General features: G+C 44.8%; 23 protein-coding genes. 8 read left to right on the forward strand and 15 right to left on the reverse strand.

From position 1 onward, the window contains the following. Positions 1–4: 4 nt before the first annotated feature. The 8 genes from arsS to QUA25_RS06560 form a co-directional block, all read right to left on the reverse strand. Entirely contained in the window at positions 5–991 is a 987-nt protein-coding gene (gene arsS / locus QUA25_RS06525; protein ID WP_333036472.1) for an arsenosugar biosynthesis radical SAM (seleno)protein ArsS, read from the reverse strand. A 201-nt stretch (positions 992–1192) separates the two neighbouring features. Beyond that, on the reverse strand, positions 1193–1588 hold the full coding sequence (gene arsC, locus QUA25_RS06530) for an arsenate reductase, glutathione/glutaredoxin type (RefSeq protein ID WP_333036474.1): 396 nt from the start codon (positions 1586–1588) through the stop codon (positions 1193–1195). A gap of 64 nt (positions 1589–1652) precedes the next feature. Further along, the gene (arsH, locus tag QUA25_RS06535) at positions 1653–2312 is read right to left on the reverse strand and encodes an arsenical resistance protein ArsH (RefSeq protein ID WP_333036476.1); all 660 of its coding nucleotides are present in this window, start codon (positions 2310–2312) and stop codon (positions 1653–1655) included. A gap of 7 nt (positions 2313–2319) precedes the next feature. After that, positions 2320–3024 (reverse strand): MIP/aquaporin family protein, encoded by a 705-nt coding sequence (locus tag QUA25_RS06540; RefSeq protein ID WP_333036479.1) that lies wholly within the window; start codon positions 3022–3024, stop codon positions 2320–2322. 104 nt (positions 3025–3128) lie between these two features. Then, the gene (locus QUA25_RS06545) at positions 3129–3470 is read right to left on the reverse strand and encodes a metalloregulator ArsR/SmtB family transcription factor (RefSeq protein ID WP_333036482.1); all 342 of its coding nucleotides are present in this window, start codon (positions 3468–3470) and stop codon (positions 3129–3131) included. A 139-nt stretch (positions 3471–3609) separates the two neighbouring features. Next, positions 3610–4725, reverse strand: a complete 1116-nt coding sequence (locus tag QUA25_RS06550; RefSeq protein ID WP_333036485.1) for an inorganic phosphate transporter — start codon at positions 4723–4725, stop codon at positions 3610–3612. Between the two features lie 236 nt (positions 4726–4961). Next, complete coding sequence (locus tag QUA25_RS06555; RefSeq protein WP_333036487.1) at positions 4962–5216, reverse strand: hypothetical protein; 255 nt, start codon at positions 5214–5216, stop codon at positions 4962–4964. 177 nt (positions 5217–5393) lie between these two features. Then, positions 5394–6068: a HEAT repeat domain-containing protein gene (locus QUA25_RS06560; protein WP_333036488.1), complete on the reverse strand. Its 675-nt coding sequence runs from the start codon at positions 6066–6068 to the stop codon at positions 5394–5396. A 259-nt stretch (positions 6069–6327) separates the two neighbouring features. Between QUA25_RS06560 and QUA25_RS06565 the strand changes: the two genes are divergently transcribed. After that, complete coding sequence (locus QUA25_RS06565) at positions 6328–8787, forward strand: CBS domain-containing protein (RefSeq protein WP_333036490.1); 2460 nt, start codon at positions 6328–6330, stop codon at positions 8785–8787. Between the two features lie 223 nt (positions 8788–9010). Here QUA25_RS06565 and QUA25_RS06570 read toward each other — a convergent pair whose 3' ends face one another. The 5 genes from QUA25_RS06570 to QUA25_RS06590 all read right to left on the reverse strand — a co-directional run bounded on the left by QUA25_RS06570 (position 9011) and on the right by QUA25_RS06590 (position 16017). Beyond that, entirely contained in the window at positions 9011–11368 is a 2358-nt protein-coding gene (locus QUA25_RS06570) for a polysaccharide biosynthesis tyrosine autokinase (protein WP_333036492.1), read from the reverse strand. Between the two features lie 1040 nt (positions 11369–12408). Then, positions 12409–13839 carry an MFS transporter gene (locus tag QUA25_RS06575; protein WP_333036494.1) on the reverse strand — a complete coding sequence of 477 codons (1431 nt, stop codon included), beginning with the start codon at positions 13837–13839 and terminating at the stop codon, positions 12409–12411. Positions 13840–14052: 213 nt separating this feature from the next. After that, entirely contained in the window at positions 14053–14610 is a 558-nt protein-coding gene (locus QUA25_RS06580) for a Uma2 family endonuclease (protein ID WP_333036497.1), read from the reverse strand. A 59-nt stretch (positions 14611–14669) separates the two neighbouring features. Beyond that, a complete protein-coding gene (locus QUA25_RS06585; RefSeq protein WP_333036499.1) occupies positions 14670–15224 on the reverse strand; it encodes a hypothetical protein in 555 nt (184 codons plus the stop codon). A 115-nt stretch (positions 15225–15339) separates the two neighbouring features. Then, complete coding sequence (locus QUA25_RS06590; RefSeq protein ID WP_333036501.1) at positions 15340–16017, reverse strand: ATP-dependent Zn protease; 678 nt, start codon at positions 16015–16017, stop codon at positions 15340–15342. Positions 16018–16271: 254 nt separating this feature from the next. Between QUA25_RS06590 and rseP the strand changes: the two genes are divergently transcribed. The 3 genes from rseP to rpsN all read left to right on the forward strand — a co-directional run bounded on the left by rseP (position 16272) and on the right by rpsN (position 18676). Beyond that, positions 16272–17372: an RIP metalloprotease RseP gene (rseP, locus tag QUA25_RS06595; protein WP_333036502.1), complete on the forward strand. Its 1101-nt coding sequence runs from the start codon at positions 16272–16274 to the stop codon at positions 17370–17372. A gap of 177 nt (positions 17373–17549) precedes the next feature. Beyond that, the gene (nth, locus tag QUA25_RS06600) at positions 17550–18200 is read left to right on the forward strand and encodes an endonuclease III (protein WP_333036504.1); all 651 of its coding nucleotides are present in this window, start codon (positions 17550–17552) and stop codon (positions 18198–18200) included. Between the two features lie 173 nt (positions 18201–18373). Further along, complete coding sequence (gene rpsN / locus QUA25_RS06605; RefSeq protein ID WP_006633844.1) at positions 18374–18676, forward strand: 30S ribosomal protein S14; 303 nt, start codon at positions 18374–18376, stop codon at positions 18674–18676. Positions 18677–18807: 131 nt separating this feature from the next. Here rpsN and QUA25_RS06610 read toward each other — a convergent pair whose 3' ends face one another. Then, the gene (locus QUA25_RS06610) at positions 18808–19137 is read right to left on the reverse strand and encodes a hypothetical protein (protein WP_333036506.1); all 330 of its coding nucleotides are present in this window, start codon (positions 19135–19137) and stop codon (positions 18808–18810) included. Positions 19138–19183: 46 nt separating this feature from the next. Here QUA25_RS06610 and aat point away from each other — a divergent pair, with 46 nt between their 5' ends. From aat to leuS, 3 genes are all read left to right on the forward strand, one after another. After that, entirely contained in the window at positions 19184–19780 is a 597-nt protein-coding gene (gene aat, locus QUA25_RS06615; RefSeq protein ID WP_445242200.1) for a leucyl/phenylalanyl-tRNA--protein transferase, read from the forward strand. A 100-nt stretch (positions 19781–19880) separates the two neighbouring features. After that, the gene (locus tag QUA25_RS06620) at positions 19881–20603 is read left to right on the forward strand and encodes a Uma2 family endonuclease (protein WP_333036508.1); all 723 of its coding nucleotides are present in this window, start codon (positions 19881–19883) and stop codon (positions 20601–20603) included. Between the two features lie 250 nt (positions 20604–20853). Beyond that, positions 20854–23412: a leucine--tRNA ligase gene (gene leuS / locus QUA25_RS06625; RefSeq protein ID WP_333036509.1), complete on the forward strand. Its 2559-nt coding sequence runs from the start codon at positions 20854–20856 to the stop codon at positions 23410–23412. Between the two features lie 207 nt (positions 23413–23619). Here leuS and QUA25_RS06630 read toward each other — a convergent pair whose 3' ends face one another. Beyond that, entirely contained in the window at positions 23620–24429 is an 810-nt protein-coding gene (locus QUA25_RS06630) for an SAM-dependent chlorinase/fluorinase (RefSeq protein WP_333036511.1), read from the reverse strand. An 18-nt stretch (positions 24430–24447) separates the two neighbouring features. Between QUA25_RS06630 and QUA25_RS06635 the strand changes: the two genes are divergently transcribed. After that, positions 24448–25296 carry a DUF3598 family protein gene (locus QUA25_RS06635; RefSeq protein ID WP_333036513.1) on the forward strand — a complete coding sequence of 283 codons (849 nt, stop codon included), beginning with the start codon at positions 24448–24450 and terminating at the stop codon, positions 25294–25296. Positions 25297–25345: the final 49 nt, after the last annotated feature.

Raw genomic sequence — 25345 nt, forward strand, 5'->3', positions numbered from 1 at the left:
TAAATTAAATCAAACTACCGCCGCAGCTAGAACCGCAACCTGCCGTACATCCATAACAATAAGCAGCAGTTTGCACCTCTTGAATCAAATCTAAACTCCCAGATTCGAGCAATTTAGCAGCCGTTATCTTTTCTCCGCGGCCAGTTTTCGCCGGCAGATTTTCCATTTGGTTAAAATCGCAGTCGTAGACATTGCCCAAATAGTCGATCGACAATTCGTTGCGACACATTAAATGTTCCAGAGTACCGGGATTAAAATTATCCTCCAAAAACCCCAGATAAGGCTTGTGGAGTTTCTTATGTTCCAAATGAAACTTAGTCCGTCCCACCGGCAAATTAGTAATCGCGAACAATTGATTAAAAAAAATCCCAAAATGTTCGGCTAAATAAATCTTGTAATCTTCCTCTAACTTGCCTTGTTCCGGTGTTAGCGAAAACTTCTCTGTTGCCGGCACTTGTGGATTGTACACCAAATCCAGAGTTAAATTTGGGTTTTTCCCGTATCCCAACTGATTTAGCTTTTGCAGCGCCCGAATCGAACTGTCAAAAACACCGTTGCCGCGCATTTTGTCCACATTGTCAGCTTGGTAGCAGGGAAGCGACGCCACAATTCTGACTTGTTGCTGCGCGCAATATTCGGGAATATCTTCAAAACCTTTTTCAAAGTAAATCGTCAAATTAGAACGAACAATTACCTCTTTACCTGCCGCCCTGGCAGCTTCCGCTAGCGGTTTAAAACCGTAAAGCATTTCGGGAGCACCGCCGGTGAGGTCAACAGTTTTAATTTGAGGAAAGCGGCGAATAATTTCAATTAATTGGTCGCAAATTTCCGGGGCAAGTTCTTCTGTTCGTTTCGGGCTAGCTTCTACGTGGCAGTGAGTGCAAGCGAGGTTGCAGCGTTTGCCGAGATTAATTTGTAAAACTGTAATCTGCTTTTTAGTTAAAGCTGAGTTAATTTTGTTTTTGAAAGGCGTGACTGCTGTCTGAATCATGTGCTCACCTTTTGGTCTGTGCTCGCAACGAATGTACAGGCGTTCCGGCGGAACGCCTCTCATAATTTAGCACTAATTCCCATAGTTCTGGACGCATCAAAACCCACGAAACCGGGTTTTGTGCCGTTTTTGCGGGATGTAAAGCGTCTTCTTAGAAAAAAACCCGATTTCTGACCACTCGTGCGTGTAGGACTATTAATCTTACTTTAGAGAGTCAACTAATGTTTCAACTCGTGCTTTAATTTCATCTCGAACGCGGTGAAAAGTTTCGAGGGGTTGTCCGTCGGGGTCGTCGAGTTGCCAATCTTCAAACAATTCTCGCAATACCCACGCTTCGGGTAAATTCACACCGCAGCCGCACAAAGAAATTACTGCATCGTAGTCTTCTGCATTGAATTCGCTTAATGGGTTTGATGTTTGATCTGTGATATCAATGCCGATTTCTGACATGACTTGAATTGCTGTCGGATGAACTCTGCTTGATTCTAACCCGGAACTGGTGACTCCAATCTTGCCGACTCCGATGGTTTTAGCAAATCCTTCTGCCATTTGCGATCGGCAGGAGTTTCTTTTGCAAACAAACATTACTTTTTTCATGGTTTTTGTTGGTTGTTAGTTGTTAGTTGTTGGTTATGGGTTGTTGTCGGGGTGTCGGCGGTTTCTAAGCGCCCGGTAATTCAAGGGCGCGATTTGCTAGGGCGATCGCCTCTTTAGCTGCTTGTTCCTTGCGTTCGCTGTAGCGATCTGTCAAATAGTCGGTTTGCTCCCGCAACAACAAGGTAAACTTGTACAGTTCCTCCATCACGTCGATCGCGCGATCGCGATAAGGCGAATCCTTCATCGTCCCATCTTCATTAAATTCCTGATAAGCTTTCGCAACCGAAGACTGGTTCGGAATCGTAAACATCCGCATCCACCGGCCCAAAATTCTCAAAGTATTGACAGCATTAAAAGATTGCGAACCACCGCTAACTTGCATCACCGCCAAAGTTCGGCCTTGAGTTGGTCTGACAGCCCCAATGCTTAAAGGAATCCAGTCAATTTGATTTTTCATAATGCCGGTAATATTGCCGTGCATTTCTGGACTAGACCACACTTGACCCTCCGACCACAGGCTCAATTCCCGCAATTCCTGAACCTTCGGATGCGTATCGGGAACGCTACCATAAATCGGCAGTTCTAGAGGATTAAAAAACTTAACTTCTGCACCGAAATCCTCAATAATTCTCGCCGCTTCTTCCGCCAACAAGCGACTATAAGAACGCTCTCTTAAAGAGCCGTATAAAAACAAAATTCTCGGTTTGTGCGTAAAATTTGCCATAATGCTTTCACTTAAAATCCCGAAATCCGTTAGATATTTCCCGATAAACTGCGACTGCTAATTGTGCCCCCCAAATAGGAGCAACCCAGTAAACCCAGTGGTGTTCCCAAATTCCGCCAACTAAAGCCGGGCCGAGAGAGCGTGCCGGATTCATACTCGCTCCGGTAATCGGCCCCATAAATGCAGCTTCTAAGCCTACAGTTAAGCCTATTGCTATCCCTGCAAACCCGATGTGAGCGCGCCTGTCAAGTCCTGAACCGAGGATAACAAACATTAAGATAAAGGTCAAAACTGTTTCTAAAATTAGAGACTGCAACCAGTTACCGTTGAGAGGGATAGTTGCACCGAGATTTGCTACTTTTCCTAGGGTAATTAGCAGCACTTGAGAAGCTGCGATTGCACCCGCACACTGCCCTAAAACGTAAGGTAAAACTTTATATTTTGGGAAAAAACCGCTCGCCCAAAACCCTAAAGTTACGGCCGGATTAAAGTGTGCACCGCTGATGTGTCCTAGGGCGTAAATCATGGCACATACTACTGCACCAAATACAAAACTGACGCCTAAATTAGTTACGGAACCAGCGCTAGTTTTGTTAACCATCACCGCACCGGTGCCTGCAAAAACCAAAATAAATGTACCTAGAAATTCCGCGATCGCCTCTCGCCTGCAATCTGGCCGAGCACAACCTAACCTATGAGCTGTTGCATCCATCGCTCTCAACTAATTTGTTCCATCCCATCATATCAATAAAATTTGATATGTCAATTATCAAACAAGCGATATCAGTATTTGAGTGATTAAGAAATGTTGATGGGTTAACCTGCGTCGGAACAGGGGCGCGCCGGCAGGATCTGGCTGAAACGGCGGTATTCGGCGAGGTACTGTTCGAGGGCGACAAACTGAGCTAAATTGAGGCTGTAGTAGATCCAGCGCCCTTCTTGGCGGCTGCGGACTAAACCGGCTTCTTTTAGGGTTTTGAGGTGGAAAGAGAGTTTAGGCTGGGGGACAGAAAGTCGATCGCACAAATCGCACACGCACAACTCCTGTTCCCGCAGCAACCCCAAAATCTGAAGCCGCAAAGGATCGGAAAGAGCGTGAAAGCCAGCAGCGATCGATTTATCTGCAACAGGCGGCGCGATTGTAGAATTTTTAACCATAAATTACCCTTAAATTTTAATTCAACAACTCCCGGCGCGATTTCTTGTTATTACCGTTAGATTTGATATGGTTATCCTTTGATGGCCATCCCAAATCAACTGCGAACTCTTTATCTTCTAGGACTAACGATTAATTCTCTTAGCGATGCAACACCCAGTAAGCACAGCCGCTGATTGCCGCAGCAATGGGCAAGGTCAAAATCCATGATAGTAGAATCTGATAGAAAACGCGCACATTAGCTTTTTTTGAAATCAATCCAACACCAAAAATTGAACCTACCGAAACATGGGTAGTAGAAACTGGAAGCCCATAACGACTGGCAACAATAACTAAAAATCCAGTCACTAAGTTTGCCACCAGCCCTTGACCGGTATTCATTGCTGTCAGCTTTTTGCTCATGGTTTCGGCAACTTTTTTAGCATTCAATAAACCGCCGATCGCCATTCCCAAAGCTACTGCCAAACTTCCCCACTGAACTGATATTGATTCACCGACTAACATGAGCGAAACAATTTTCGGCGTATCGTTCAATCCTCTGGCAAAACTGACGATTCCCGCACTCATAAAATGGCAAACATCCACTAACTTTTGGCTGGGGATTTGTAAGAAATTTCCCAGATACCTTTGCGTGCATTTATCTAAAGAATCGATCGCGACATCAGCGGTTGTGATGCACTTAAGTATGTTAGTTGCATCTGGCTGGGGAATGGGAATAATTTGTTGAATTTGACCAGCGCAAATACACCATTCTTTCTGGATTCCTAAATAAACTCGCAGGTAGCGAGACAGCGCATAAATTAAAGCTCCTAATAAAATCGCAATCATGGGACTCAGCAACAAAGGCATTAGAAAATTTTTCTGCAAAGCAGTAAAATTAACTTGATTACCAATTGCTACTAAACCTGCACCAACAAGAGCACCTGTAAGACCGTGAGTTGTGGAAATAGGGAATCCAGTTAAGGTAGCAAGAATAACGGTTAAACCCGCAGCGATCGCGACTGCCAAATGAAAATCTGAGCCATTGGCGATCTCGTCTGGAACTAGCCCTTTTCCCGAAAAGCTTTTTACCAGGGTTTCTGCTAAAAAAATAGAAAATATTGAACCTGTAAAAGTTGTGATCGTTGCCCAACCAATTGCTGTTTTATAGTTCGTCGTCTGACTGCCAAACAGTGTCGCCACGCCTTTAAAATTATCATTAGCACCATTGGAGTATGCTAAAAAAAACGTGGCGATAAATAGGGCAATAAGTAACATTCTCTTACTCAGAATAAGTGTGGTTTATTTAAAACTGTTTTAGACCCGGGCCGCTACAGCACCGAATTTGATTGTATAGACACAGTTGCATCAAAAAAAATAAGGAAAATATTAAGATTTCTTTGGGACTAGGCGAGCGATCGCATCTTAATTTCGCGCCAGCAACATGGGCACGATATTGAACGATATTATAATTAAGGCTCGGCGATCGCTTCCGGTACGCTCAAGCAAGCGATTCACTTCGGAGTCTGTACCCTTGCCGGCACATCTGTCAGTCCCGCCTTCTGCATCAGCGAAATCACCCCTATAGATAGAATTCCCCCAATAATTGCCCCAACAACTACCAGGATGATAAAGACTTTTTGCAGAGTTTTTTTAGTTGCCGGGTGGTACTGTTTCGGCAATGCTTCACCTTGTTCGTCAACTTCTTGATCCAAGGGGTCTAGCGGATTGGAGGGATTTGAGTTAAAGGGATTGGGCGCTTGATTCATGATTAGTTTGGGTTAAAGGAGATCGACAACTATTTTAACTTGCGATTTAGCCTCGCGGCTTAAATAATACATTCTGGTTTTACTGAATACTCTATAAATTTTATTAAGATTGCTAAAATACGGATTAACCCGGTTTATTGAATAAACCGGGTTTTTCAACATACTAAAAGTTTTAGGTCACGCTTCTGCTTTTGACAGGCGCTCAAGAGAAATTGTTGCCGCCTTAGATACTTGAGAATTACTATCTTTTTCTAAGTATTTTAAAGCCGAAACGCTCTTAACACTCGGCAAATTGCCCAAAGCTTCAGCCAGCCTCTGGCGGATCAGCCAATCTTCTGACTGAGCAAAAGTGAGGATGCGATCGATCGCCCCAATATCTTTAATTTCCCCCAAAGCCGAAATTGCCGCCTGCTGGATCACCACTTGCTCGCTGTCGAGAGCTTTCAGCAGCACATCGCGGGCCCGGGGATCTTTGAGATTTCCCAAAGAAACAGCAGCACTGAAGCGCACCAGCCATTGAGTATCTTCGTAAAAAGCCCGCACCAAAGCATCAAAAGCTCTGATATCTTCCAGATAGCCCAAAGCGCCTGCAGCGTCAGCGCGAATGCCGTAATCCGGGTCTGTTTCTAGCAATTTGACTAGAATGGGATAGCACTCTGCTGTCGGTTTTACCCCGAGAGCAAACACAGCCATCGATCGCACCTGCAAACTTTCGTCGTTCAACACCTTTTTAATCAAAGGCACCGCCTCTGCAGCAGGCACATTCCGCAAGTTGGCCAAAGCCACCATTCGATCGGCGGAATTTTGGCTTTCTAACTTGGCTGCAATTTGCTCTAAGCTTAAAGTTGTCATTATGGATAAATCTTGTAGTAAAACTTTACATTCGGGTTATTTTGATTATAGGCGAGTCTCAGGGGAAAAGCAGGCAGTAAAAACCGCCCAAGGATTTGAGGTTCCGGATTAGTGACACCATTAATCTAAAGCTCAGATTGTATAGAAATAATCAATTAGAAAGTCTATTATTTAAATCCCAAGCACAGGCGAGGTGTTTCTGCCGTTCCCTAAGGCTTTGCCCGATAGTTAGCCGCCCTCTGACAACCTGCAATCAACTATGCCGTTTTACCACCCGCCCTTTTACTCCTCAGCCTTAGAACAAGCGATCGATCGCTACCCCCTCACTGCCGGGCCAGAAACTTCCTTAGCAGTGGCGATCGCCCTGATGAGTCAGTTGCAAAACAGTTGTCCCCTAGTCAAAACACCTGTACCCTCAGACCGGGCGGCGATGACCGAAACATCCGCGCCGGAAAAGGTGCGGGCCCGCTGCGTGTTCGTCGTAGAGAACCAGCAGACTATTACCACAGGCAACTTATCCGACAACCCCAGCCGCGGACTGTTAATCGGCATATTAACCCCCGCCGACCTAGTGAGGCTGATAGCTTCTGGCACAATAGACAACCAGCACAAAGTAGCCCTGCACAAAATACCAATTTCCGAAGTGATGTCCCCGGTGTCGGTCTCCCTCACAGAATCCGATGACCAAGACGTGTTTACCGCCTTATCCTTATTTCGCCAGCACAAGATTCGCTATTTGCCGATCGTCAATCAATTTCGCCACTTGGTAGGAGTGCTGACACGGGAAAGAATTCGCCAAGTATTGCAGCCTTCAAACATTCTTAAATTGCGGCGGGTAGCAGAATTAATGACTACGCCAATTACAGCGCCCCACACCGCCTCGCTGCTGACTATAACCGAACTGATGTCAGAGCATCAAGTCAGTTGCGTAGTGATTACAAAAAACAAAGAATTAACAATGGAGAAGCCCAAAGATGACTATACCTCCATTTTTCACTATTCCTTTCACCAACCCCTGGGAATTATTACCGAATATGACATTGTGCAGGCACAGTTTCTCGAACTAAATTTCGAGCAAACCCCAGCTCAAAAAGTCATGAGAACTCCCTTGCAATTTCTTCAACCTTCCGATTCCCTATGGACGGCGCACAAAGAAATGCAGCAGCAACAAGTGCAGCGGTTGGTCGTGTGCGGGGGGCGCGGAGAACTGTTGGGAATTATTACTCAGACCAGCTTGCTCAGAGTCCTCGACCCCACCGAAATGTACCGAGTTGTCAAACAGTTGCAGCAGTCGGTTTATCAATTGCAAGCCGAAAAAGTGGAACTGCTGCAAAGCCGCAACGCCAAACTGGAACAGCAGGTGCGGGAACGGACTGCAAAACTCCACGAACAATTGCAGCGCGATCGGCTGTTAACTCACATTTCCTTGCGGATTCACCAATCCTTAAACCTCGAAGAAATTCTCAACGCCAGCGTTGATGAAGTCCGCCAGGTTTTGCAAGCTGACCGAGTAGCAATCCTGCATTTAGAGTCCAGCAATTACGGCATTGTAGTGGCAGAATCCGTTGCCGATAATTGGCCTTCAATATTGGGAGAAATCATGCCGGATAATATTTGGCAAGAATCTGCTTCCGTGATCGAACAGGAAATTTATGCGGTTCCGGATCTCGACCAAGCCTGTTTGAGCGCCGAAAAATATGCGCGGTTCCAGCAAGCGCAAATCAAAGCTTATTTGATTGTACCAATTTTGCAAGACGGCAATTTGTGGGGGATGATGTGTGTCCATCAGTGTGCCCAATCCCGTCAGTGGCAGCCTTCCGAAGTGGATTTGCTGCTGCAACTGGCAACTCAAATCGCGATCGCCATTCAGCAAGCTCAACTCTATCAGCAAGTCCAAAATCTCAACACCGACCTCGAACGCCAAGTCCAAGAACGCACCGCCGAATTGCAGCAAAAAGTTCACGAGCTCCAGCATTTAAACGTCCTCAAAGATGAATTTCTCAGCACCGTTTCTCACGAACTGCGGACGCCTTTAGCTAATATAAAAATGGCTATTCATATGCTGAGAATTTCTCCTACACTAGATCGGCGCCAGATTTATCTAGAAATTTTAGAAACAGAATGTACTAGAGAAACTGATTTGATTAATGCTTTGCTAGATTTGCAGCGGCTCGAAGCTGCAACTTGTCCGATCGACCTCGAACCAGTAAACTTAGAAGTCTGGCTGCCTACTATTATCGACCCGTTTTACACCCGGGCCCACGACCGCCACCAAGATTTGCGAGTAGAGTGCGATCGCCACCTCCCCACGATCAGTTCCAACCGCGCTAGTTTGGGACGAATTTTAGCCGAGCTCCTCAACAATGCCTGCAAATATACTGCCAATGACGGCGAAATTTTTCTGAAAGTTGAGTGCAAAAACGGAGACTGGGAACAAGAAGGACAAAGGACAAATTCGCGACAAGCAAGTGCTGTGGCTTCAGAAATCCAATTTACACTCAGCAATCAATCGTCCATTTCCATAGAGGAATTGCCTCGAATTTTTGAGAAATTTTATCGCGTTCCCAACGCCGATCCTTGGAAACAAGGAGGTACAGGTTTGGGTTTAGCTTTGGTTCAAAAACTTGTCGAACAGTTGCAAGGAAAAATTGAGGTTGAAAGCAGGAATGGCTGGACTAATTTTATCGTCACATTTCCTACCAACCCGGATGGAAATTAATCCGCCATCAGTCAATTTTAGATTTTAGATTTTAGATTTTAGACTTCGGCCTCAGAGGTTCGGCGAGCGCGAGGGGCAAGTCGCGCTCAGTCGAACGATTTTAGATTTTCGATTTACTCCACAGACGCATCTAGGAGATTGAACAAGAGTCTAAAATTTTGGGAGTTCCATGACTCCTGTCGGGAGCTGGTATCATTTTTTTGGGGGTCATCTTTGTTGGATCTCACTCTTTTTTGGGAGCTAGTTTGCGGATACGAGACGGTGCTGGTGTCAAATTCAAATATTCATTTTTATCTTCAACAACTGATGATCTTGATGCTGGATACTTCTTGCGTTTAGGGGCATGATTCGCAACTGTACCCAAGCATGGTATACCAAAATTTTCTAATTGACTGAAAACTTTTTTGACTTCAGAAAAAGGGACTTGGTGAATTGCTACAACCATCAGTATGCCATCGGTGCGCGCCGCTAAAAAATTCGTATCTTTACTGTCCGCCAGCGGCGGCGTATCATAGATAACTAAGTCAAATTTTGCCTGAAGTTCTTCCATTAAATACTGCATCTGAGATGATGCCAGCCGTCTGGCAGTACCAGGATTCGGGAGACCGGCAGTTAATACAAAAAGATTATCTGCTAGATGCGATCGTTGGATAATTTCATTGGGTTCGTTTTTATTGTCGAGCAAGTTGCTCAATCCCTTGACATTAGGCAGTTCCAACAGCAAGTGCAGGCTGGGCGAATGTAAATTCCCGTCTACTAGCAGCACTCGCTGACCCGCCAGCGCTGCCACGTGAGCTAAGTTTAAAGCAACGGTAGATTTGCCTTCGCCAACTGTAGCCGAACCAATTGCCAAAGAGCTAATCGTTCGATTTGAAGAAAGAAAGCGGATATTAGTATAAAGAGAGTCAAAAGCTTCTATAAATTCCGCAGCATTTTTCTTATTACCCTCTTTTCCTTCAAGATAAGCATAGGCATTAGCAATAGAAGGCGGCAATTTTCTAGCATTTTTGTCCAGAGGAATTGCTCCCAATAAAGGTGCATCAACCGCATCTTTAACGTCATCAGCACAGTAGAAAATATTGCGGAACTTTTCAATGAGGATAGCAGCTCCCAGACCCAAAACTAGCGCTCCAACAACTGCCATCACTAATTTGTTTTTAGCTTTCGATGGAACTGTCATCAGCTCGCCCTTCTCATCTCGCGGTATCCGTGGTTCAGAAATTATTTCCCAAGGTACTTGGCTTTGAGCGGCTTGGACGCGCAGAGTTTCCCGCTGGCTTAAAAGTTGATCGCGGGTGCGGGCGGCTACTTCTAATTGCTGTTGCAGTTCGTTGTAGCGGCGGGCTATGGTGGGGAATTCAGTTGCTTGCCTGTTTAAATTGTTTTTAGTTTGGCTGATTGCCTGAAGGCGAGCTTCTAAGACTTCAACTTGGTTAGCAGTATCAACCAATTGTTTAATCAAGCCTATGCGAATAGAATTTTGAAAATTTTGAACTTTAGAATTAGCTTGGGTGCCTACTAAATTTTGCCCCAAAATTCGATCAGTTTGCTGGTTGAGCAAAGCGACTAAATTTGCCCGCTTGCGCTCTAAAGCTTCCACTATAGGGTTAGCAGATTTAAAACGAGCTGTTTCTACAGCAATCTGACCTTCTACTTCCTTAACCTTGGTCAGCAACTCTTTATATTGAGGTTCTTCGCTTAAAGCGGAAGCGGCAATAGCTTCATTTGGTGTAAAATCTAATTGTTTTTGCAAGTTAGCGTACAGTGTTTTCTGTTCTTGCAGTAGCCTTTGAGTTTCTAACTCTAAAGTTTCTACGGTACGAACTTGCTCCATTAATTGCGCGCCTTGTTCTTGAGGATTGGTAATCTTTTGCTGCTCCTGTATCACCTGTAACTCCGATTTCAGCTTGTTTACGCGCTTATTGAGTCCCGGAAGCTGGTCTTCAATAAATTTAACACCTTCACCAATCCGAGTCTTGCGTTCATCAAGACTGTACTTTAAATATTTCTTTTTAGTTTCTTGTAAAACGAACTCAACTAATTTAGGATCATTCCCCATGAAGCGCACTTCCAAAATTTTAGTCAGCGTCCTCTCATCTTCTCCTATCCGCAAAACGACTAATTCTTTTTGAAGAATTTTCTCGGTAACTTCTGGATATCGTTTTTGGACTTGTTTAACAATAGCCGACAGCATCTGAGGACTCTGGAGAATTTGAAGTTGAGTTGCGTAGTCTAAACTAAAAAAATCTCGATTAGGTACTCCTCCCCCCTCGCTGCGATTTGCTAGGGCAGAGGGGTCAGCAATTCTTGCCTCCGTTGTCACAGGTTCCACTAGCATCCGAAAATCGCCTTGATATGTTTTCTTACCTCCCTTGATCTGATAAACAGCTCCAGCGCCTACTATACCTATAATCCCAATAATGATTAGGGCTTGTCGCTGAAAAGTCCTCAACAACGGCTTGAGATTCAATCCTTTCTGAGGCTGCGCGCTTAACTCTTCTCCCTCGTCAACGGAAAATTGCTGCACCTGTCGGCTCTGGTTGCTAATGGGTACGATATGAGCGTCCTGTTCTCTTTCCATGTTGACCTCTTTGATATTTTGTGGGTAAAATCAGCTTTCTTCTGCGAGCCTTCAGGTTGATACTTTAAGCATTGGCTTAAGGATATCACACGAAATTATTGGTTGGTCGAGCCCACTTCCTTCTAATAGTTCTCACTACTTTGACATAGTATACAAAAATAACTAAATCCCTATGCCATGCCGGCAGCAAAAGTTCTTTTACAACTGCTGGAGAGTTATATCAGACTGCATTTGGCTCTGCTGCGTTGTGCTTGTATTTCGGGTTTCCGGGCGACGAAGCCAACTTTTTGAGGTGTTGCTCCGCTTCGCGACAGGCGGTGCAATAACTTTACCAAACTTTTACAATTGACCGTAACACCTCAGCCGCCGCTTGCGCTGGTATTGGTTTGTCCTCTATGCCTTTTTTCGGTTCAGAGTCAACTGCAGAAGCACTTGTTAACTTACGTGCTAACTGACCGGCTAAAAAGTTTTGCATTTCCCATGTAGATATAATTAGCCACCTTCTGCAGATTTTTTGGAACGGCAACTAATCGAATCAATTTCCGAGAAAAATCTGTTTCTTCTTTTAATTATAAACTTTTTGAGGAGTTGGATGAGTGAGCAAGTTTATATACTTAGTTTATCGTCGTAATTATATCACAAACTCATCTCTTTAGTGCGCGACAGACATAAAATTTAATAATTTGTGTTCTCAAGCTCGATCGACATCTCGAACAACTCAAGCATTCGGGGTTTGTCTACCGGGGCGGATGGCGCGGCGCGATTTATGTATTTTCGTAAAAAAAACTAGGTTTCTGCGTTCCGAGGCTATTACCCAAACTATAGCTTTGAGTTGCTCTCCGAGCAAACTATAGCAATCCTTTCGGGAAACGCGCAACGGGCTTTTTTTGAATTAACTGATGCAATCAGAAGATGACACATTGTTAAATAAAAAAAGAGTTCGCACAAGAGGGGAGGATTGCTATTAATCTCGCTCGACTCAGCTATTGGTAGTGGTTATTTTTCGAGTTGACTAATGACCAACTACTCCTTATTAAGGCTTACTGATTTTGTGCTTTTCTTTCTCGCAGTTTTAACAATATTTCTGCATGAACTTCGCGGGTTATAGGATAAAAACATGTAAGAATCATGCCAGCAATTAAAGCAATTGTGGGCAGTGGCCCGATCGCAACTCGAATCGCAAACAGTGCAGACTCTGGCTGTACGGGTGCCGGCTGTCCCGGAACTGTAGATAGAAATCCAGCTCCTTCTAATGCTTGGCCTACCAACCACAAACCCCCTGCCAATCCGATTTTTTGCAGCAGTACCATAAACGAATAGAAAACGCCTTCGCGTCTTTCTCCTGTTTGCAGTTCGTCGAGTTCGATCACATCCGGTATCATCGACCAAGGTATTAGATAAGCCGTGGAAACTCCGACACCTGCCATGACTGCTAATAAGTACATTTGCAATACTTGTCCTGGTTGGAGGAAAAATAGTCCAGCTTGGGCAATAATCCACAAACTCATGCCCATAAAATATACGGCTTTTTTGCCGTATCTCTCGCTGACTTTACTCCAAACAAATAGCATGATTAATGCAGTGCCTTGAACTGCGATCGCCACCAAGCTAAAAACGTACTGGGGCTGTTGCATCCAATTAACAACAAAGTAGGGAATAATAGTAGCAGTCAACTGCACTCCCAGCCAAGAAAAAAGATAAATTCCAATTACGTACAAAAAAGGGCGATTGCTAAATGCAATCTGCAACTGTTCTTTCAGTGGCAAGGATGTAGAATTATCTAGTTCGGCGTTTTCTAATAGTTGGGCTGCGACGTGCTTGCGAGTTCCCAAAACGCACCAGTACAAAGGTAAGACAGAGATAACTGCAGAGATTGCACCTAAGACTAAATATTGTTGATTCGGGTTTTTGTCAAATACAGCAAAGATAATTAGAGCTAAGATTAATGAAAAGATGCTGCCGCCAATGGAGAAAGCAAATCGAAAACTATTAAGGCTAGTGCGTTCGTTGTAGTCTTGAGTAAGTTCTGGAGTCAGGGCAGTGTAGGGAAGATTGACAGCCGTGTAGGCGGTGTTGAACAAAATGCTGATTGCAACATAGTACCAAAATAACACTGTGTGATCCGTGCTAGGTACAATCCACTGCAATAAAAAGAATATGCCGAAGGGAATGCCACCATATACGATCCAAGGATATCGGCGACCCCAAGGGTGAGAAGTGCGATCGCTCAAAACCCCCACAATCGGGTCATTTATGGCATCCCAAACCTTGCCAACTACCAAAATATTGCTGGCTAAGCCGGCAGGTAAACCAGCGACATTGGTAAAGAAAACTAGGAGGTAAAATGCTAAAACATTAGCGGTAATTGCCGGGCCGAGGTCGCCGGCACCGTACGCTAATTTTGTCGAGAAACTGAGTTTTTTTGTTGCAGGATTGTTGGCGGCTGATTGAGGCGGGGAAGTGTTGCTCATAAACTTTGATTTTGGGATTTTTTGGCAGTCACAGTCTTTCCAGTAGGAGTATAACTCATGCTACGCCTTAATACTAAATTTTTTGTAGCGATCGGGACAAGCTTGAAGATTTGGTAATTTATAATTTGGTAATTGGTAATTGATAGGTTGGTGGGGGCAGGTTTACGAGATTATTTGTCTTAGGCAATTATTATGGGTAAAACCTGCCCCTACTTAAGGAAACAGTTGCGAAATCTGAACTTCTATTTCTGGAAATGCCAGCATTGACAAAACATCATCTTCATTAAATACTGTTTCTTGTCGGTAGTTTGCCTCGCCCGGTTCGCGAAAAACATAAACTTGCCGCGTGTTAACATCAAGTATCCAATAATCAGTAATTCCGGCCTTAGCATAAGCCGGTGCTTTTCGCTTGCGGTCTGTTTCTAAGGTGGTATCAGCTATTTCTACTAATAAGAAAATGTTGGCGGGTGCGGGATGAAAATCTTGGTACCGCCGGGGGTCGATTTGCACTACAGCAATATCCGGTTCTGGTTCTGAATTTATACTTAGAGCGATCGGGTCTTGAATGCGAATTAAAGCAAGTCCTGCCAGCAGATTTCTGAGATAGTCGGCTGCACAGAGGTTAGTGGCTGCGTGGGGAGGATTTTTTGCACTTATTGAGATAATTTGCCCGTCAATTAATTCGACTCGTTCATCGGGATTGAGAATGCCTGTTTCGGTCATGCGGCGATATTCCTCTACAGTCCACAAGCGTAAACCTGTTACAGTCATGGCACAATTTCCTGGGGCGATATTATGTATTATCAATTCACATTCTAGTTTTTATTGAATTACTCGGTCAACAATCTAGATTTAGCTGTAATTGCTCCCACACACCACAAAATAGCATTGATAATTTCCGATCGCTGAATATCTTCTGCGTCTAAAAAACTTGCAAACTCTTCCTCAATATTCAAATGGTCTGCAAAATCATAAAGTATGCGCTTGTATTCAGTTGGCATCGGTATTAAAGTAGCTTTCACTAAATCGAAAAGCGCGTTCAAACAGTTGAGGATAGTAGCTGACTCGTCAAAATCTTCGGCATCGAGCAAGTACAGAGTTTCTGCAATGTCGCAAATAGCGTCTATTTGTGTCGGTGGCTTTCCCACTTCACTGACATCGATATTGCACAATTGGAGAGCGTTAATCGCTAGTTCTGGACGGGTAAAAAATACAAGTTGACCGCCGGCTACTAAGGGCGGCTCTTGTTCTCCATAGACAATTAGAGTATATAGATTTGGTGTTTCTGTGCCGGGGTCGATCCGGAAACCGAACAGCCACAACAATTTTTCTGTATTGGGATTTGCTGTTTGCAGTGTTGTTGGGAAAATTTTGGGTTCTGACATAAATTTTTAATCCTTATAATACGCTGTTAAACTCGGTTTATAGGCAAAATCTGGGTTTTAGTGATAAATCTATAAATAAACCGGGTTGATCAAGGTAAGAAGGCGTAACTTTTGTTTATAAGTTTTGCTGGATTATGTCGCAGCACTCAGCGACAGTTGCTCTTTTTTCCATTGCTGCTACTAGGGCTTCGTAAGCTGATTTGTGGCTTTCGATCAGGTTTTTGGCTCGCAGCAAACCCCAGTTTTGTTTGAGTTGAATTTCGGAACTGGGACGGCGCAGTTGTGTTAAAATTGCACTAATTTTTGTGCGGTCTTCTGCTCCTCCTTCTGCACGGCCGTAAACAAATTTTTCGGCGACTATTCCGGCCATCCACACTGTGCAGTATTGGTCTAAAAGTTGAGCGGAAAGAGTGCCACTTTGGAGTTGAGATGCTAATTGTTCGTCTTCAAATCGGACGCCGCCTTGGGCTGTTTGACCTTGTTTGAAAGCTTCCCAAGCGTTGAGGGCGTAGCTGGTTACGGGAATTCCTAACAGGTGGGCGACTAAGAAGTGTCCGGCTTCGTGGTGAAGGATACGATCGCGCTTTTGTTTGGAAGTTCCTCCCAGCCAATCTAATAAAATAGTCCCGCCTTGACCTTGCCATTGGAAACTGTCGAGGGTAGCTAGCCCCAACAGGCAAAAAGTGGCGATCGCAGGTACGGCTTCTGGCAGGTTGAATAGGGGCCCTAACAATATTGAAACGGTGATGGCAAAGATAGAAATAGCGATAATATTCAAAGAAGTGTCTTTCATAATGGGGAATGGGTAACTGGGAATTGGTAATGGAAAATTTGTAATAGAGAATTGGTAATGGGAATTGGTTTTAGAGGTAAACTCAGGTACGATCGCGCGATCGGTTTGGCAGCGTCGGGTCGATCTCCGCGCCCCCGACTTCCGACAAAAACTCCACCTTCCAGTTTGACTGAAAAATGTCGCTCCCAAGCCACCGATCTTAAAAAGATATTAAAATAAATCAAAGTCAAGTAAAAGTGTTAGTGGAATCCTTCATGTCAGTTTTGGCAGCGATCGCAGTTTTAGGTATCTTGATTGTCGTTCACGAACTCGGCCACTTCCTGGCGGCGAGACTTCAACACATCCACGTCAACCGGTTCTCTATCGGTTTCGGGCCTATCCTCTGGAAGTACCAAGGTCCGGAAACTGAATATGCCCTCCGCGCCTTTCCCCTGGGAGGTTTCGTGGGTTTCCCGGACGACGATCAAGACAGTACAATTCCCCCAAATGACCCCAATTTGCTCAAAAATCGCCCCGTGCTCGATCGGGCGATCGTCATTAGTGCAGGGGTAATTGCCAACTTAATTTTTGCTTATTTCCTGCTGGTGGTGCAATTGACAACTGTCGGCGCTGCAGAAATGAACTACCTACCGGGAGTTAAAGTCCCGGAAGTCGCCGCAGAAGTCAGTTCGGCGGCGAAACAAGCGGGAATTCGATCGGGCGACGTTGTTCTGTCTGTTGACGGCAAGGAATTGGGCGCTTCCCGCGAAGCAATCAAATTATTGGTAACAGAAATCCAAGATCATCCCAACCAACCCCTAGCGTTGGAAATTCAGCGCCAAGAACAAAAATTTGTGGTGACAGTAACTCCTGAAGAGTCGCCCGACGGCAAAGGTCGCATTGGCGTGCAGCTAACTTCTAACGGCACTGTGGTGCGGCAGAGGGCAGGAATTGTAGAGGCGTTTAGCAAGGCAGCCAAAGAATTTGAGCGGATTGTGCTGCTGACTGTTCAAGGTTTTGGGCAGTTACTTAGCAATTTCAGCCAAACTGCCGACAAGTTGTCAGGGCCGGTGGCGATTGTGGCGATTGGTGCAGGGATTGCCAAATCGGATGCTGCTAGTTTGTTTCAGTATGCTGTGCTAATTAGCATCAATTTGGCTGTGATTAATATCTTGCCTTTACCTGCTTTGGACGGCGGCCAGCTAGCTTTTTTGTTAATCGAGGGACTCCGGGGTAAACCTTTACCGAACCGGATTCAGGAAAATGTGATGCAGACTGGTTTGGTGTTGTTGCTGGGTTTGGGAATTTTCTTGATTATTAGGGATACAGCTAATTTGGCTGGGTTCGATTTGATGGGCAATTTTCGGCAACAGTAAATTAAGGAATTGGGAATTGGGGAAAATTTAAAAGTATTAATTTTTTCTAATTCTCCGCCTTTTTTATTCTCGTATTTACCCAATGGGTAAGGTGCGCACTGCGCACCCTACATTTAGATTATGTGTGCAGTTTTCCCAATGGGTAAGATGTACAGTGCCAGCCCTTGATTTACATTAATGACTCGAAATAAGTTAAGTTTAAAACAACGATCGCTCGAAATTCTGATTCGCCTCAAACGCCTCTATCCAGAAGCTCCTTGTACTCTCAACTACGAAACTCCCGTGCAGTTGCTGGTGGCGACGATTCTCTCAGCTCAGTGTACGGACGATCGAGTAAATTTGGTAACGCCGGCTTTGTTTGAGCGTTTTCCCGATGCGGTTGCTTTGGCAAATGCTGATATAGAAGAACTCGAAAGTCTCGTGCGATCGACTGGTTTCTACCGGAATAAGTCTAAAAATATTAAAGGTGCTTGTCAGGCGATCGTCAATAAATTTAACAATCAAGTGCCGCAGCGGATGGAACTGCTGCTAGAATTGCCCGGAGTTGCCCGCAAAACAGCTAATGTCGTTCTCGCTCACGCTTTTGGTATTAATATGGGCGTGACGGTAGACACTCACGTCAAACGTTTGACTCAGCGGTTGGGATTGACCGAACATACCGATCCTACAAGGATCGAGCGGGATTTGATGATATTGTTGCCGCAGCCGGATTGGGAAAATTGGTCGATTCGGTTGGTTTATCACGGCAGGGCAGTTTGTAATGCGAGAAATCCGGTTTGCAATATTTGCGAACTTGCAGATTTGTGTCCTTCTGCTAATATTTCCTAGAGTGCGTCAGCTCGAATTAGAGCAACTGTCGATCGCACAATATGAACTGACGGACTCTACAAATCAGATCAGTTGTTGTGTGTAAATAAAAATATTTAAAACTAAAGTTATCCAAAAAGACAAAAATATAGTAAAATAGTAGATTGTGATTTATCTAAGGATATCAACAGATTATGGCTAAGAAGAGCATGGTCGAGCGCGAGAAAAAGCGCCAGAGACTCGTAGACAAGTATGCCGACAAGCGGGAAGACCTGAAAGACCAGTTTGACCAAGCAAACAATCAGATGGACAAAATGGCGATTCACCGCCAACTGCAACAGCTACCCCGCAGCAGTTCGCGGACTCGCTTGCGGAACCGCTGCTGGGCAACTGGACGGCCCAGAGGTTACTATCGTGACTTCGGACTGTCTCGCAACATGATGCGAGAAATGGCTCACGAAGGTCTTTTGCCCGGTGTTGTGAAGTCTAGCTGGTAGCACGAGAAAGAAGGGAGAAGGAAGAAGGAAGAAGGAAGAAAGAAGGAAAAAACTCACAATTAATCGGCAGGATTAGGTTTGGGGTTGATTTTTGTTTCAGACTTATGAGTTAAATTTTCCTCCTTCTTGCTTCACTGGCCACAGCATTTATCGATGCCGAGACTTTCGAGTAACAAGTCGCTGACGGCATTGGCGATCGCAAATTCGCCGTAGAAGCTTTTAGAAAAATCATAGGCCTGCATTTCGGTGACGATCGCAATTACGAGGCTGCCCACGTCATTTTCGCCTTCCATGCGCTGGCGGACATAGATTTGGGCAGCTCTTTTAGCTATTTGCTGGTTGGCTGCTTCTGGGATAAACTCGGAGTCTAGCCAGACCAGCAGCGTTTGTTGGAGCCATTGGCCTTCTTGTTCGGGGTTTTTGGCGGGCGGTAAGGTAATAGGTTCAATGATTTCAGACATGATTATTCCTAATTGCTAATGTTGACTTTGAAAAGTTAACTGAGAAATGACAACTGATAAATATATGCAATATGATATACCGACAATTATACAAGGATACGCGCAAGGCTATTTCTTGATGGCAAATGACGGCGAGGAGAGTTTGGGGTGGTATTCGAGCCGTCAGCGGGCGCTGATTCCCCTGGATGAAAGATTTACCTATCCGAAATCCCTGCGTCGCCAAATCAATCAAAATCGATTTTCGGTGGCTGTGAACCGCGATTTTGGGGCGGTGGTTGAGGGTTGTGCCGATCGCGAAACGACTTGGATTTCTAAGGAGCTCAAGAAGATTTACTGGGCTTTGTATGAGGCCGGTTGGGCTTACAGCTTCGAGACTTGGTGCGGCGACGAATTGGCGGGCGGTATTTTAGGATTGTCGATCGGCGGTGCGTTTATTGGGGAGTCGATGTTTTACCGAATTCCCGAAGGTTCTAAGGTGGCGATGGTGAAGTTGGTGGAGAGATTGCGCGATCGATCTTATCTACTTTTCGACGCTCAAATGAACAATCCGCACTTGGAAAGATTCGGCGCTTATACTGTTAAGGAAAAACTGTACAACACTCTTTTGCAAGCAGCTTTGAAGCGCCGATGCTCGCTATTTTGAATATTCTGTTATTAGGGAAATGGCAATGTCATTTTCGGATCGAATAGTTCCTTCAAACAATAGTCTAATTAAGCTCAGATACTTCTCGGAGACAACCACTATGCAAGTCACAACCGAAGAAATTATTTATCTATCCAGCGACGGTCAACCGATGGCAGATAGCACAATACAATACAAATTACTTGTCACAATCAAAGAAGGTTGCGAATCGCTGTTTGAAGATGACCCCAACGTGTTTGTAGCAGCCGATTTACTTTGGTATCCGGTTGAAGGTAGACCAGATATTTCTCAAGCGCCGGATACGATGGTGGTATTTGGTAGACCAAAAGGCGATCGACGTTCCTACATACAGTCTCGCGAAGATAATATTGCTCCCCAAGTCGTCTTTGAAATTCGCTCCCACAACGATAATAACACAAAAATGAACAAGAAACTTTCATTTTACTATCGTTATGGAGTCGAGGAGTATTACCTTTACGATCCAGAAAGAAATCAGTTAGAAGGTTGGCAAAGAATTGAAGGAATCTTAGAACCCATTGAACCGATGGAGGGATGGATAAGTCCCAGACTGGGAGTGCGGTTTGAGTTACCAGAAGAAGGGTTAGAAATCTATCGCCCTGATGGAGAAAAGTTTCTTTCCTATTCCGAAATAAATGCAGAGCGGCTATTAGAGCGACGGCGCGCAGAACAAGAATTTCAGCGTGCCGAAGAAGCCTCGCACCGCGCAGAAGAAGCCTCGCAGCGGGCCGAACAAGAAGCTCAAAAAGCCGAACGTTTAGCAGCCAAACTGCGCGAATTGAACATCGATCCTGATAGCATCTAAGCTCGAACTAGGAGAATAAACCCGGTTTGTCAAAGAAATCGGGTTTCTGGGGATTGCAGTTATTTACTTTTTTCAGGGCGAACGGGAGTATTTGGTCGATCGCCCCCCAGCTAAAATTACATATACTACAATACATAATACAGAGATTTGAGCCAAAATCCTTGGAGCTCAGAAAAATCAGAATCGAAGCCCCTTGAATGTGTAAAAATACTGAAGCAAACATTACTAAACCCTGCACGGAGCAATTGTTGTGGATTCCAGATATAACCCCCAATCCATAGAAGAAAAATGGCAGCAGACATGGGCTGAGCAAAACTTAGACCAGATGCCAGAAGATACGCAAAAGCCTAAATTTTATGCCTTATCCATGTTCCCCTACCCGTCGGGAAACCTGCACATGGGCCACGTCCGCAACTACACAATCATCGATGTAATTGCCAGACTCAAGCGAATGCAAGGTTATCGGGTATTGAATCCGATGGGATGGGACGCTTTTGGTTTGCCCGCAGAAAATGCAGCCATCGAGCGAGGAATTCCCCCTGCACAATGGACTTATCAAAACATTGCCCAAATGAAAGGCTTATTTCGCCGCCTGGGTATTTCTTTCGACTGGACAAAAGAAGTTACAACTTGTTCTCCCTATTATTATCGGTGGACTCAATGGATTTTCTTGCAATTTTTAGAAGCCGGATTAGCTTATCAAAAAGAAGCCGCAGTTAATTGGGACCCTATAGACCAAACAGTCTTAGCAAACGAACAAGTAGATAACGAAGGTCGTTCCTGGCGTTCCGGTGCCAAAGTCGAGCGCAAATTATTGCGGCAGTGGTTCCTCAAAATTACCGATTACGCCGAACAGTTATTAAACGACTTAGACAAATTGCCAGATTGGCCAGAAAGAGTCAAATTAATGCAAGCCAACTGGATAGGCAAATCAGTCGGCGCTTACTTAGAATTTCCGATTGTCGGAATGGATGAAAAAATCGCCGTTTTCACCACACGTCCCGATACAGTTTACGGCGTCAGTTACGTTGTTTTAGCGCCGGAACATCCACTAACTCAGCGCGTGACAACCGAAGATAGGAAAGCCGCTGTAGAAACCTTCATCAAAGAAGTTGCACTGCAAAGCGAGATCGATCGCACAGCCGAAGACAAACCAAAGCGTGGCATTCCCACAGGCGGCAAAGCAATCAATCCTTTCAACGGCGAAGAAATCCCCATTTGGATCGCAGATTATGTGCTGTACGAATACGGCACCGGCGCAGTCATGGGAGTACCCGCCCACGACACGCGAGATTTTAAATTTGCCAATCAATATCAACTGCCAATTAAAGTAGTAATTGTGGATGATGATGAAGTTCCGCTGACGGAAGCTTACACCGAACCTGGGATTATGATTAATTCCGAAAGCTTCAACGGCATGGATTCAATTAAAGGCAAAGCAGCGATTATTCACCATGCCGAAAATGCAGGTTATGGCAAAGCCCGAATCCAATACCGCTTGAGAGATTGGTTAATTTCTAGACAGCGTTATTGGGGCGCTCCGATTCCCGTAATTCACTGTCCCACCTGCGGAACTGTCCCCGTACCCCAATCTGATTTGCCCGTATTGTTGCCGGAAAATGTAGAATTTACGGGCAAAGGTTCGCCCTTGGCCAAGATGGAAGAATGGGTAAACGTTCCTTGTCCGAGTTGCGGCACTCCGGCGAAGCGGGAAACAGATACGATGGATACTTTTATCGATTCATCGTGGTATTTCTTGCGCTATCCCGATGCTCAAAATCAAGAGCAAGTCTTCGATACGGCGAAAACTAATGATTGGATGCCTGTAGACCAATATGTAGGCGGCATCGAACACGCAATCTTGCACCTACTCTATTCGCGGTTCTTTACCAAGGTTTTGCGCGATCGGGGTTTAATCAATTGTGACGAACCATTTAAACGCCTGTTAACTCAAGGCATGGTGCAAGCAATGGCATACAAAAACCCCGTTACTGGCAAATACGTTCCCCCAGCAGATATAGACCCCGCAAATCCAAAAGATCCTGAAACTGGTGAAGCCTTAGAAGTCTTCTATGAGAAGATGTCAAAATCCAAATATAACGGCGTTGACCCATTGCAAGTTATGGGAAAATATGGGGTAGATACGGCGCGGATGTTTATTTTATTCAAAGCACCGCCAGAGAAGGATTTGGAGTGGGATGATGCTGATGTAGAAGGGCAATTTCGCTTTTTAAATCGCGTTTGGCGCGTGGTTACAGAGTTTGCTGCACGCCCCCCTGTCACCCCCGGTCAAGGCGTAGAAAATGCTGAATTAAGTAAAATTGAGAAGGATTTACGGCGGGCAATTCACACGGCAATTAAGGAAGTGAGCGAAGATTTGGAGGGCGATTATCAGTTCAATACTGCTGTTTCTGAAATGATGAAACTCAGCAATGCTTTGAATGATGCTAAGTGTAAAGATTCGCCAATTTATGCAGAAGGAATAAACACTTTGATTCGCTTGTTAGCGCCTTTTGCACCGCATCTTGCTGATGAATTGTGGCACAATACTGGTAACAGTGAATCGGTGCATACGCAAACTTGGCCGACTGTCGATCCATCTGCATTAGTTACCGATGAAATTACGCTGGTAATTCAAGTTATGGGCAAGACTCGCGGCACAATTCAAGTGCCTTCTGGTGCTGATAAAGCTGCTTTTGAAAAGTTTGCTCGCGAGTCGGAATTGGCTAAGCGTCACCTGGAAGGTAAGGAGATTAAAAAGGTAATTGTGGTGCCTGGGAAGTTGGTTAATTTCGTGGTAGCTGGATAAAGATGAGAAACCCGGTTTCTTCAATAAACCGGGTTTTTAATACTTGCATTTAAAAATTAGCCAGTCCAAAAATGAGTTATCTAAAAAATTCCCGACTATGACTTACGCACTCCGCCAAAGAAACCGGGTTTTTTACGGTATCTCCTGATTCCAACAAAGTATTTTCGTAAAAAACCCGGTTTCTGAGTACCCATGCGTAAGTCCTATTTAATTGTTAGTTTCAAAAAGCAATTGCACGATCGCTCCGCATTCCAATTTTAATACTGATTGAGCACTCCCGCCATTAACGGCAATTTCTAGCCAACCGTCAGAACCAGTTATGGCAATTAAATCGCCCGGTTCGCTGTCGCTGTAGCTTTTACCGCTGGGGATGCGAATTGCATCAGAACTCTTGCTAATTGTTACTGACCAATTGTTACCTATAATGCAATTATTGGGGATATTAGTAATTAGGTTGCCAAAGCGATCGACATATTGAATGCAGCCTTCTATACCTGTGGCTGTAACGGCACAATTTGGTATCTCTAACTGCACTAAACTTGCAGGGTCGATGGCATCTCCCAACTCTTCCAACGCCACCCCGTTAGCCAAGTGAGCGCCCGCTGCAGCGAAAATATCGCGACCGTGAAAAGTGCTGCTGGGTTGAGGTGTGCGCCAGTATTTGGGGTTGGTGAGTTCGACAGATGCGATCGCACTTTCCCGACTCAACACCCCGCTAAACAACCCGTTATCCGGCCCGACAAGAAAGCAATTAGCACATTTAATCGCAACCCCGCGTCTCTTGCTTCCCACCCCCGGATCGACGACAGCAACGTGTACGGTTTCCGGCGGAAAATAAGCAAAAGCAGTCATCAAACAAAACCTCGCGGCCGCAATATTTTGAGAGGGTATTTGGTGCGTAATGTCAATGACTTTTAACTGCGGGTTAATTTGGGCGATCGCACCTTTCATCACTCCTGCATAAACATCGCTTAATCCAAAATCCGTCAGTAGAGTTATAATTCTATTTTTAGACATATATCCAAAGGTAAGAATATGGTAGCGCAGTGGGAAAATTTTCTGCAAAACTTGGGAGAATGGCACGGTTCCTTCACTCAGCTATCAACGCGAGGAGAGGTACTTCAAGATACTCCTAGCATTCTTTCTCTCGAAGGTTTCAATGACAACAAAACTGTGCGATTGAAACTCCGTCGATTTTCCCCAAATCCTAGCGGTGTCGGCGAACTGGAAGTCAGCGAACTTGTTCGAGAATATCAAGCTTTGGGACGAGATATCCTATTTTTTGAGAATGGAGCTTTTTCTCAGGGTACTATTCAACTAGCGCCTTATTCTGAGTGCGGTGCCGAGTTTGGTTTTATCTACAATTATCGCCGGTTGCGCTTCCCTCTGACATACAATACCGACGGCAATTTATCCAAACTTATCTTAATTCGGGAAAAGCAGCCGGATAAAAATGTCCCCGAACGTCCACCTTTAACTGTTGACGATTTGCTGGGAGAGTGGGAAGGCGAGGCGGTGACAATGTATCCTGATTTGCGTTCTCCTGACTTTTATTCTACCAAACTGCAATTGCATTTGGAAAATGGCGATCGCCTAGTAAACAAAATTACTTTTGGCAGTAATGCTACTGTTATTAGTTCTAGCGCCCGCATTGACGGTTCAGTTCTGCACTTTAACGAAGGTGCTTTGCCCGTGCAAGTTGTGCTGCTTCCTGACGGTGGTTCTTGCACTTTACCTGTCAAGATTGAATCCAGAAAACCTATATTTTTTGAGGCAGGTTGGTTGGTAAAACCTGACTTGCGGTTTCGGATGATTCGCAGTTACAATGAGCGGGGTGAATGGGTAAGTTTGACTTTAGTTACTGAACGCAAAGTTAGTCATTAATTAGTAGGGGCTGGTTCACCAACACTCTTTAATTTCAACCAATAATCTA

The organism is Microcoleus sp. Pol17C6 (assembly GCF_036701145.1).
Taxonomy (GTDB): Bacteria; Cyanobacteriota; Cyanobacteriia; order Cyanobacteriales; family Microcoleaceae; genus Microcoleus.

What these genes read in the sequence shown, in the direction of transcription:
- arsS (WP_333036472.1), bottom strand. Translation starts at nt 991, where the DNA reads ATGATTCAGACAGCAGTCACGCCTTTCAAAAACAAAATTAACTCAGCT.
- aat (WP_445242200.1), top strand. Translation starts at nt 19,184, where the DNA reads ATGACAACTGATAAATATATGCAATATGATATACCGACAATTATACAA.
- QUA25_RS06545 (WP_333036482.1), bottom strand. Translation starts at nt 3,470, where the DNA reads ATGGTTAAAAATTCTACAATCGCGCCGCCTGTTGCAGATAAATCGATC.
- QUA25_RS06585 (WP_333036499.1), bottom strand. Translation starts at nt 15,224, where the DNA reads ATGTCAGAACCCAAAATTTTCCCAACAACACTGCAAACAGCAAATCCC.
- QUA25_RS06560 (WP_333036488.1), bottom strand. Translation starts at nt 6,068, where the DNA reads ATGACAACTTTAAGCTTAGAGCAAATTGCAGCCAAGTTAGAAAGCCAA.
- rseP (WP_333036502.1), top strand. Translation starts at nt 16,272, where the DNA reads ATGTCAGTTTTGGCAGCGATCGCAGTTTTAGGTATCTTGATTGTCGTT.
- QUA25_RS06570 (WP_333036492.1), bottom strand. Translation starts at nt 11,368, where the DNA reads ATGGAAAGAGAACAGGACGCTCATATCGTACCCATTAGCAACCAGAGC.
- QUA25_RS06550 (WP_333036485.1), bottom strand. Translation starts at nt 4,725, where the DNA reads ATGTTACTTATTGCCCTATTTATCGCCACGTTTTTTTTAGCATACTCC.
- QUA25_RS06620 (WP_333036508.1), top strand. Translation starts at nt 19,881, where the DNA reads ATGCAAGTCACAACCGAAGAAATTATTTATCTATCCAGCGACGGTCAA.
- QUA25_RS06580 (WP_333036497.1), bottom strand. Translation starts at nt 14,610, where the DNA reads ATGACTGTAACAGGTTTACGCTTGTGGACTGTAGAGGAATATCGCCGC.
- QUA25_RS06555 (WP_333036487.1), bottom strand. Translation starts at nt 5,216, where the DNA reads ATGAATCAAGCGCCCAATCCCTTTAACTCAAATCCCTCCAATCCGCTA.
- QUA25_RS06610 (WP_333036506.1), bottom strand. Translation starts at nt 19,137, where the DNA reads ATGTCTGAAATCATTGAACCTATTACCTTACCGCCCGCCAAAAACCCC.
- QUA25_RS06590 (WP_333036501.1), bottom strand. Translation starts at nt 16,017, where the DNA reads ATGAAAGACACTTCTTTGAATATTATCGCTATTTCTATCTTTGCCATC.
- QUA25_RS06630 (WP_333036511.1), bottom strand. Translation starts at nt 24,429, where the DNA reads ATGTCTAAAAATAGAATTATAACTCTACTGACGGATTTTGGATTAAGC.
- QUA25_RS06565 (WP_333036490.1), top strand. Translation starts at nt 6,328, where the DNA reads ATGCCGTTTTACCACCCGCCCTTTTACTCCTCAGCCTTAGAACAAGCG.
- QUA25_RS06635 (WP_333036513.1), top strand. Translation starts at nt 24,448, where the DNA reads ATGGTAGCGCAGTGGGAAAATTTTCTGCAAAACTTGGGAGAATGGCAC.
- arsC (WP_333036474.1), bottom strand. Translation starts at nt 1,588, where the DNA reads ATGAAAAAAGTAATGTTTGTTTGCAAAAGAAACTCCTGCCGATCGCAA.
- rpsN (WP_006633844.1), top strand. Translation starts at nt 18,374, where the DNA reads ATGGCTAAGAAGAGCATGGTCGAGCGCGAGAAAAAGCGCCAGAGACTC.
- arsH (WP_333036476.1), bottom strand. Translation starts at nt 2,312, where the DNA reads ATGGCAAATTTTACGCACAAACCGAGAATTTTGTTTTTATACGGCTCT.
- nth (WP_333036504.1), top strand. Translation starts at nt 17,550, where the DNA reads ATGACTCGAAATAAGTTAAGTTTAAAACAACGATCGCTCGAAATTCTG.
- QUA25_RS06575 (WP_333036494.1), bottom strand. Translation starts at nt 13,839, where the DNA reads ATGAGCAACACTTCCCCGCCTCAATCAGCCGCCAACAATCCTGCAACA.
- QUA25_RS06540 (WP_333036479.1), bottom strand. Translation starts at nt 3,024, where the DNA reads ATGGATGCAACAGCTCATAGGTTAGGTTGTGCTCGGCCAGATTGCAGG.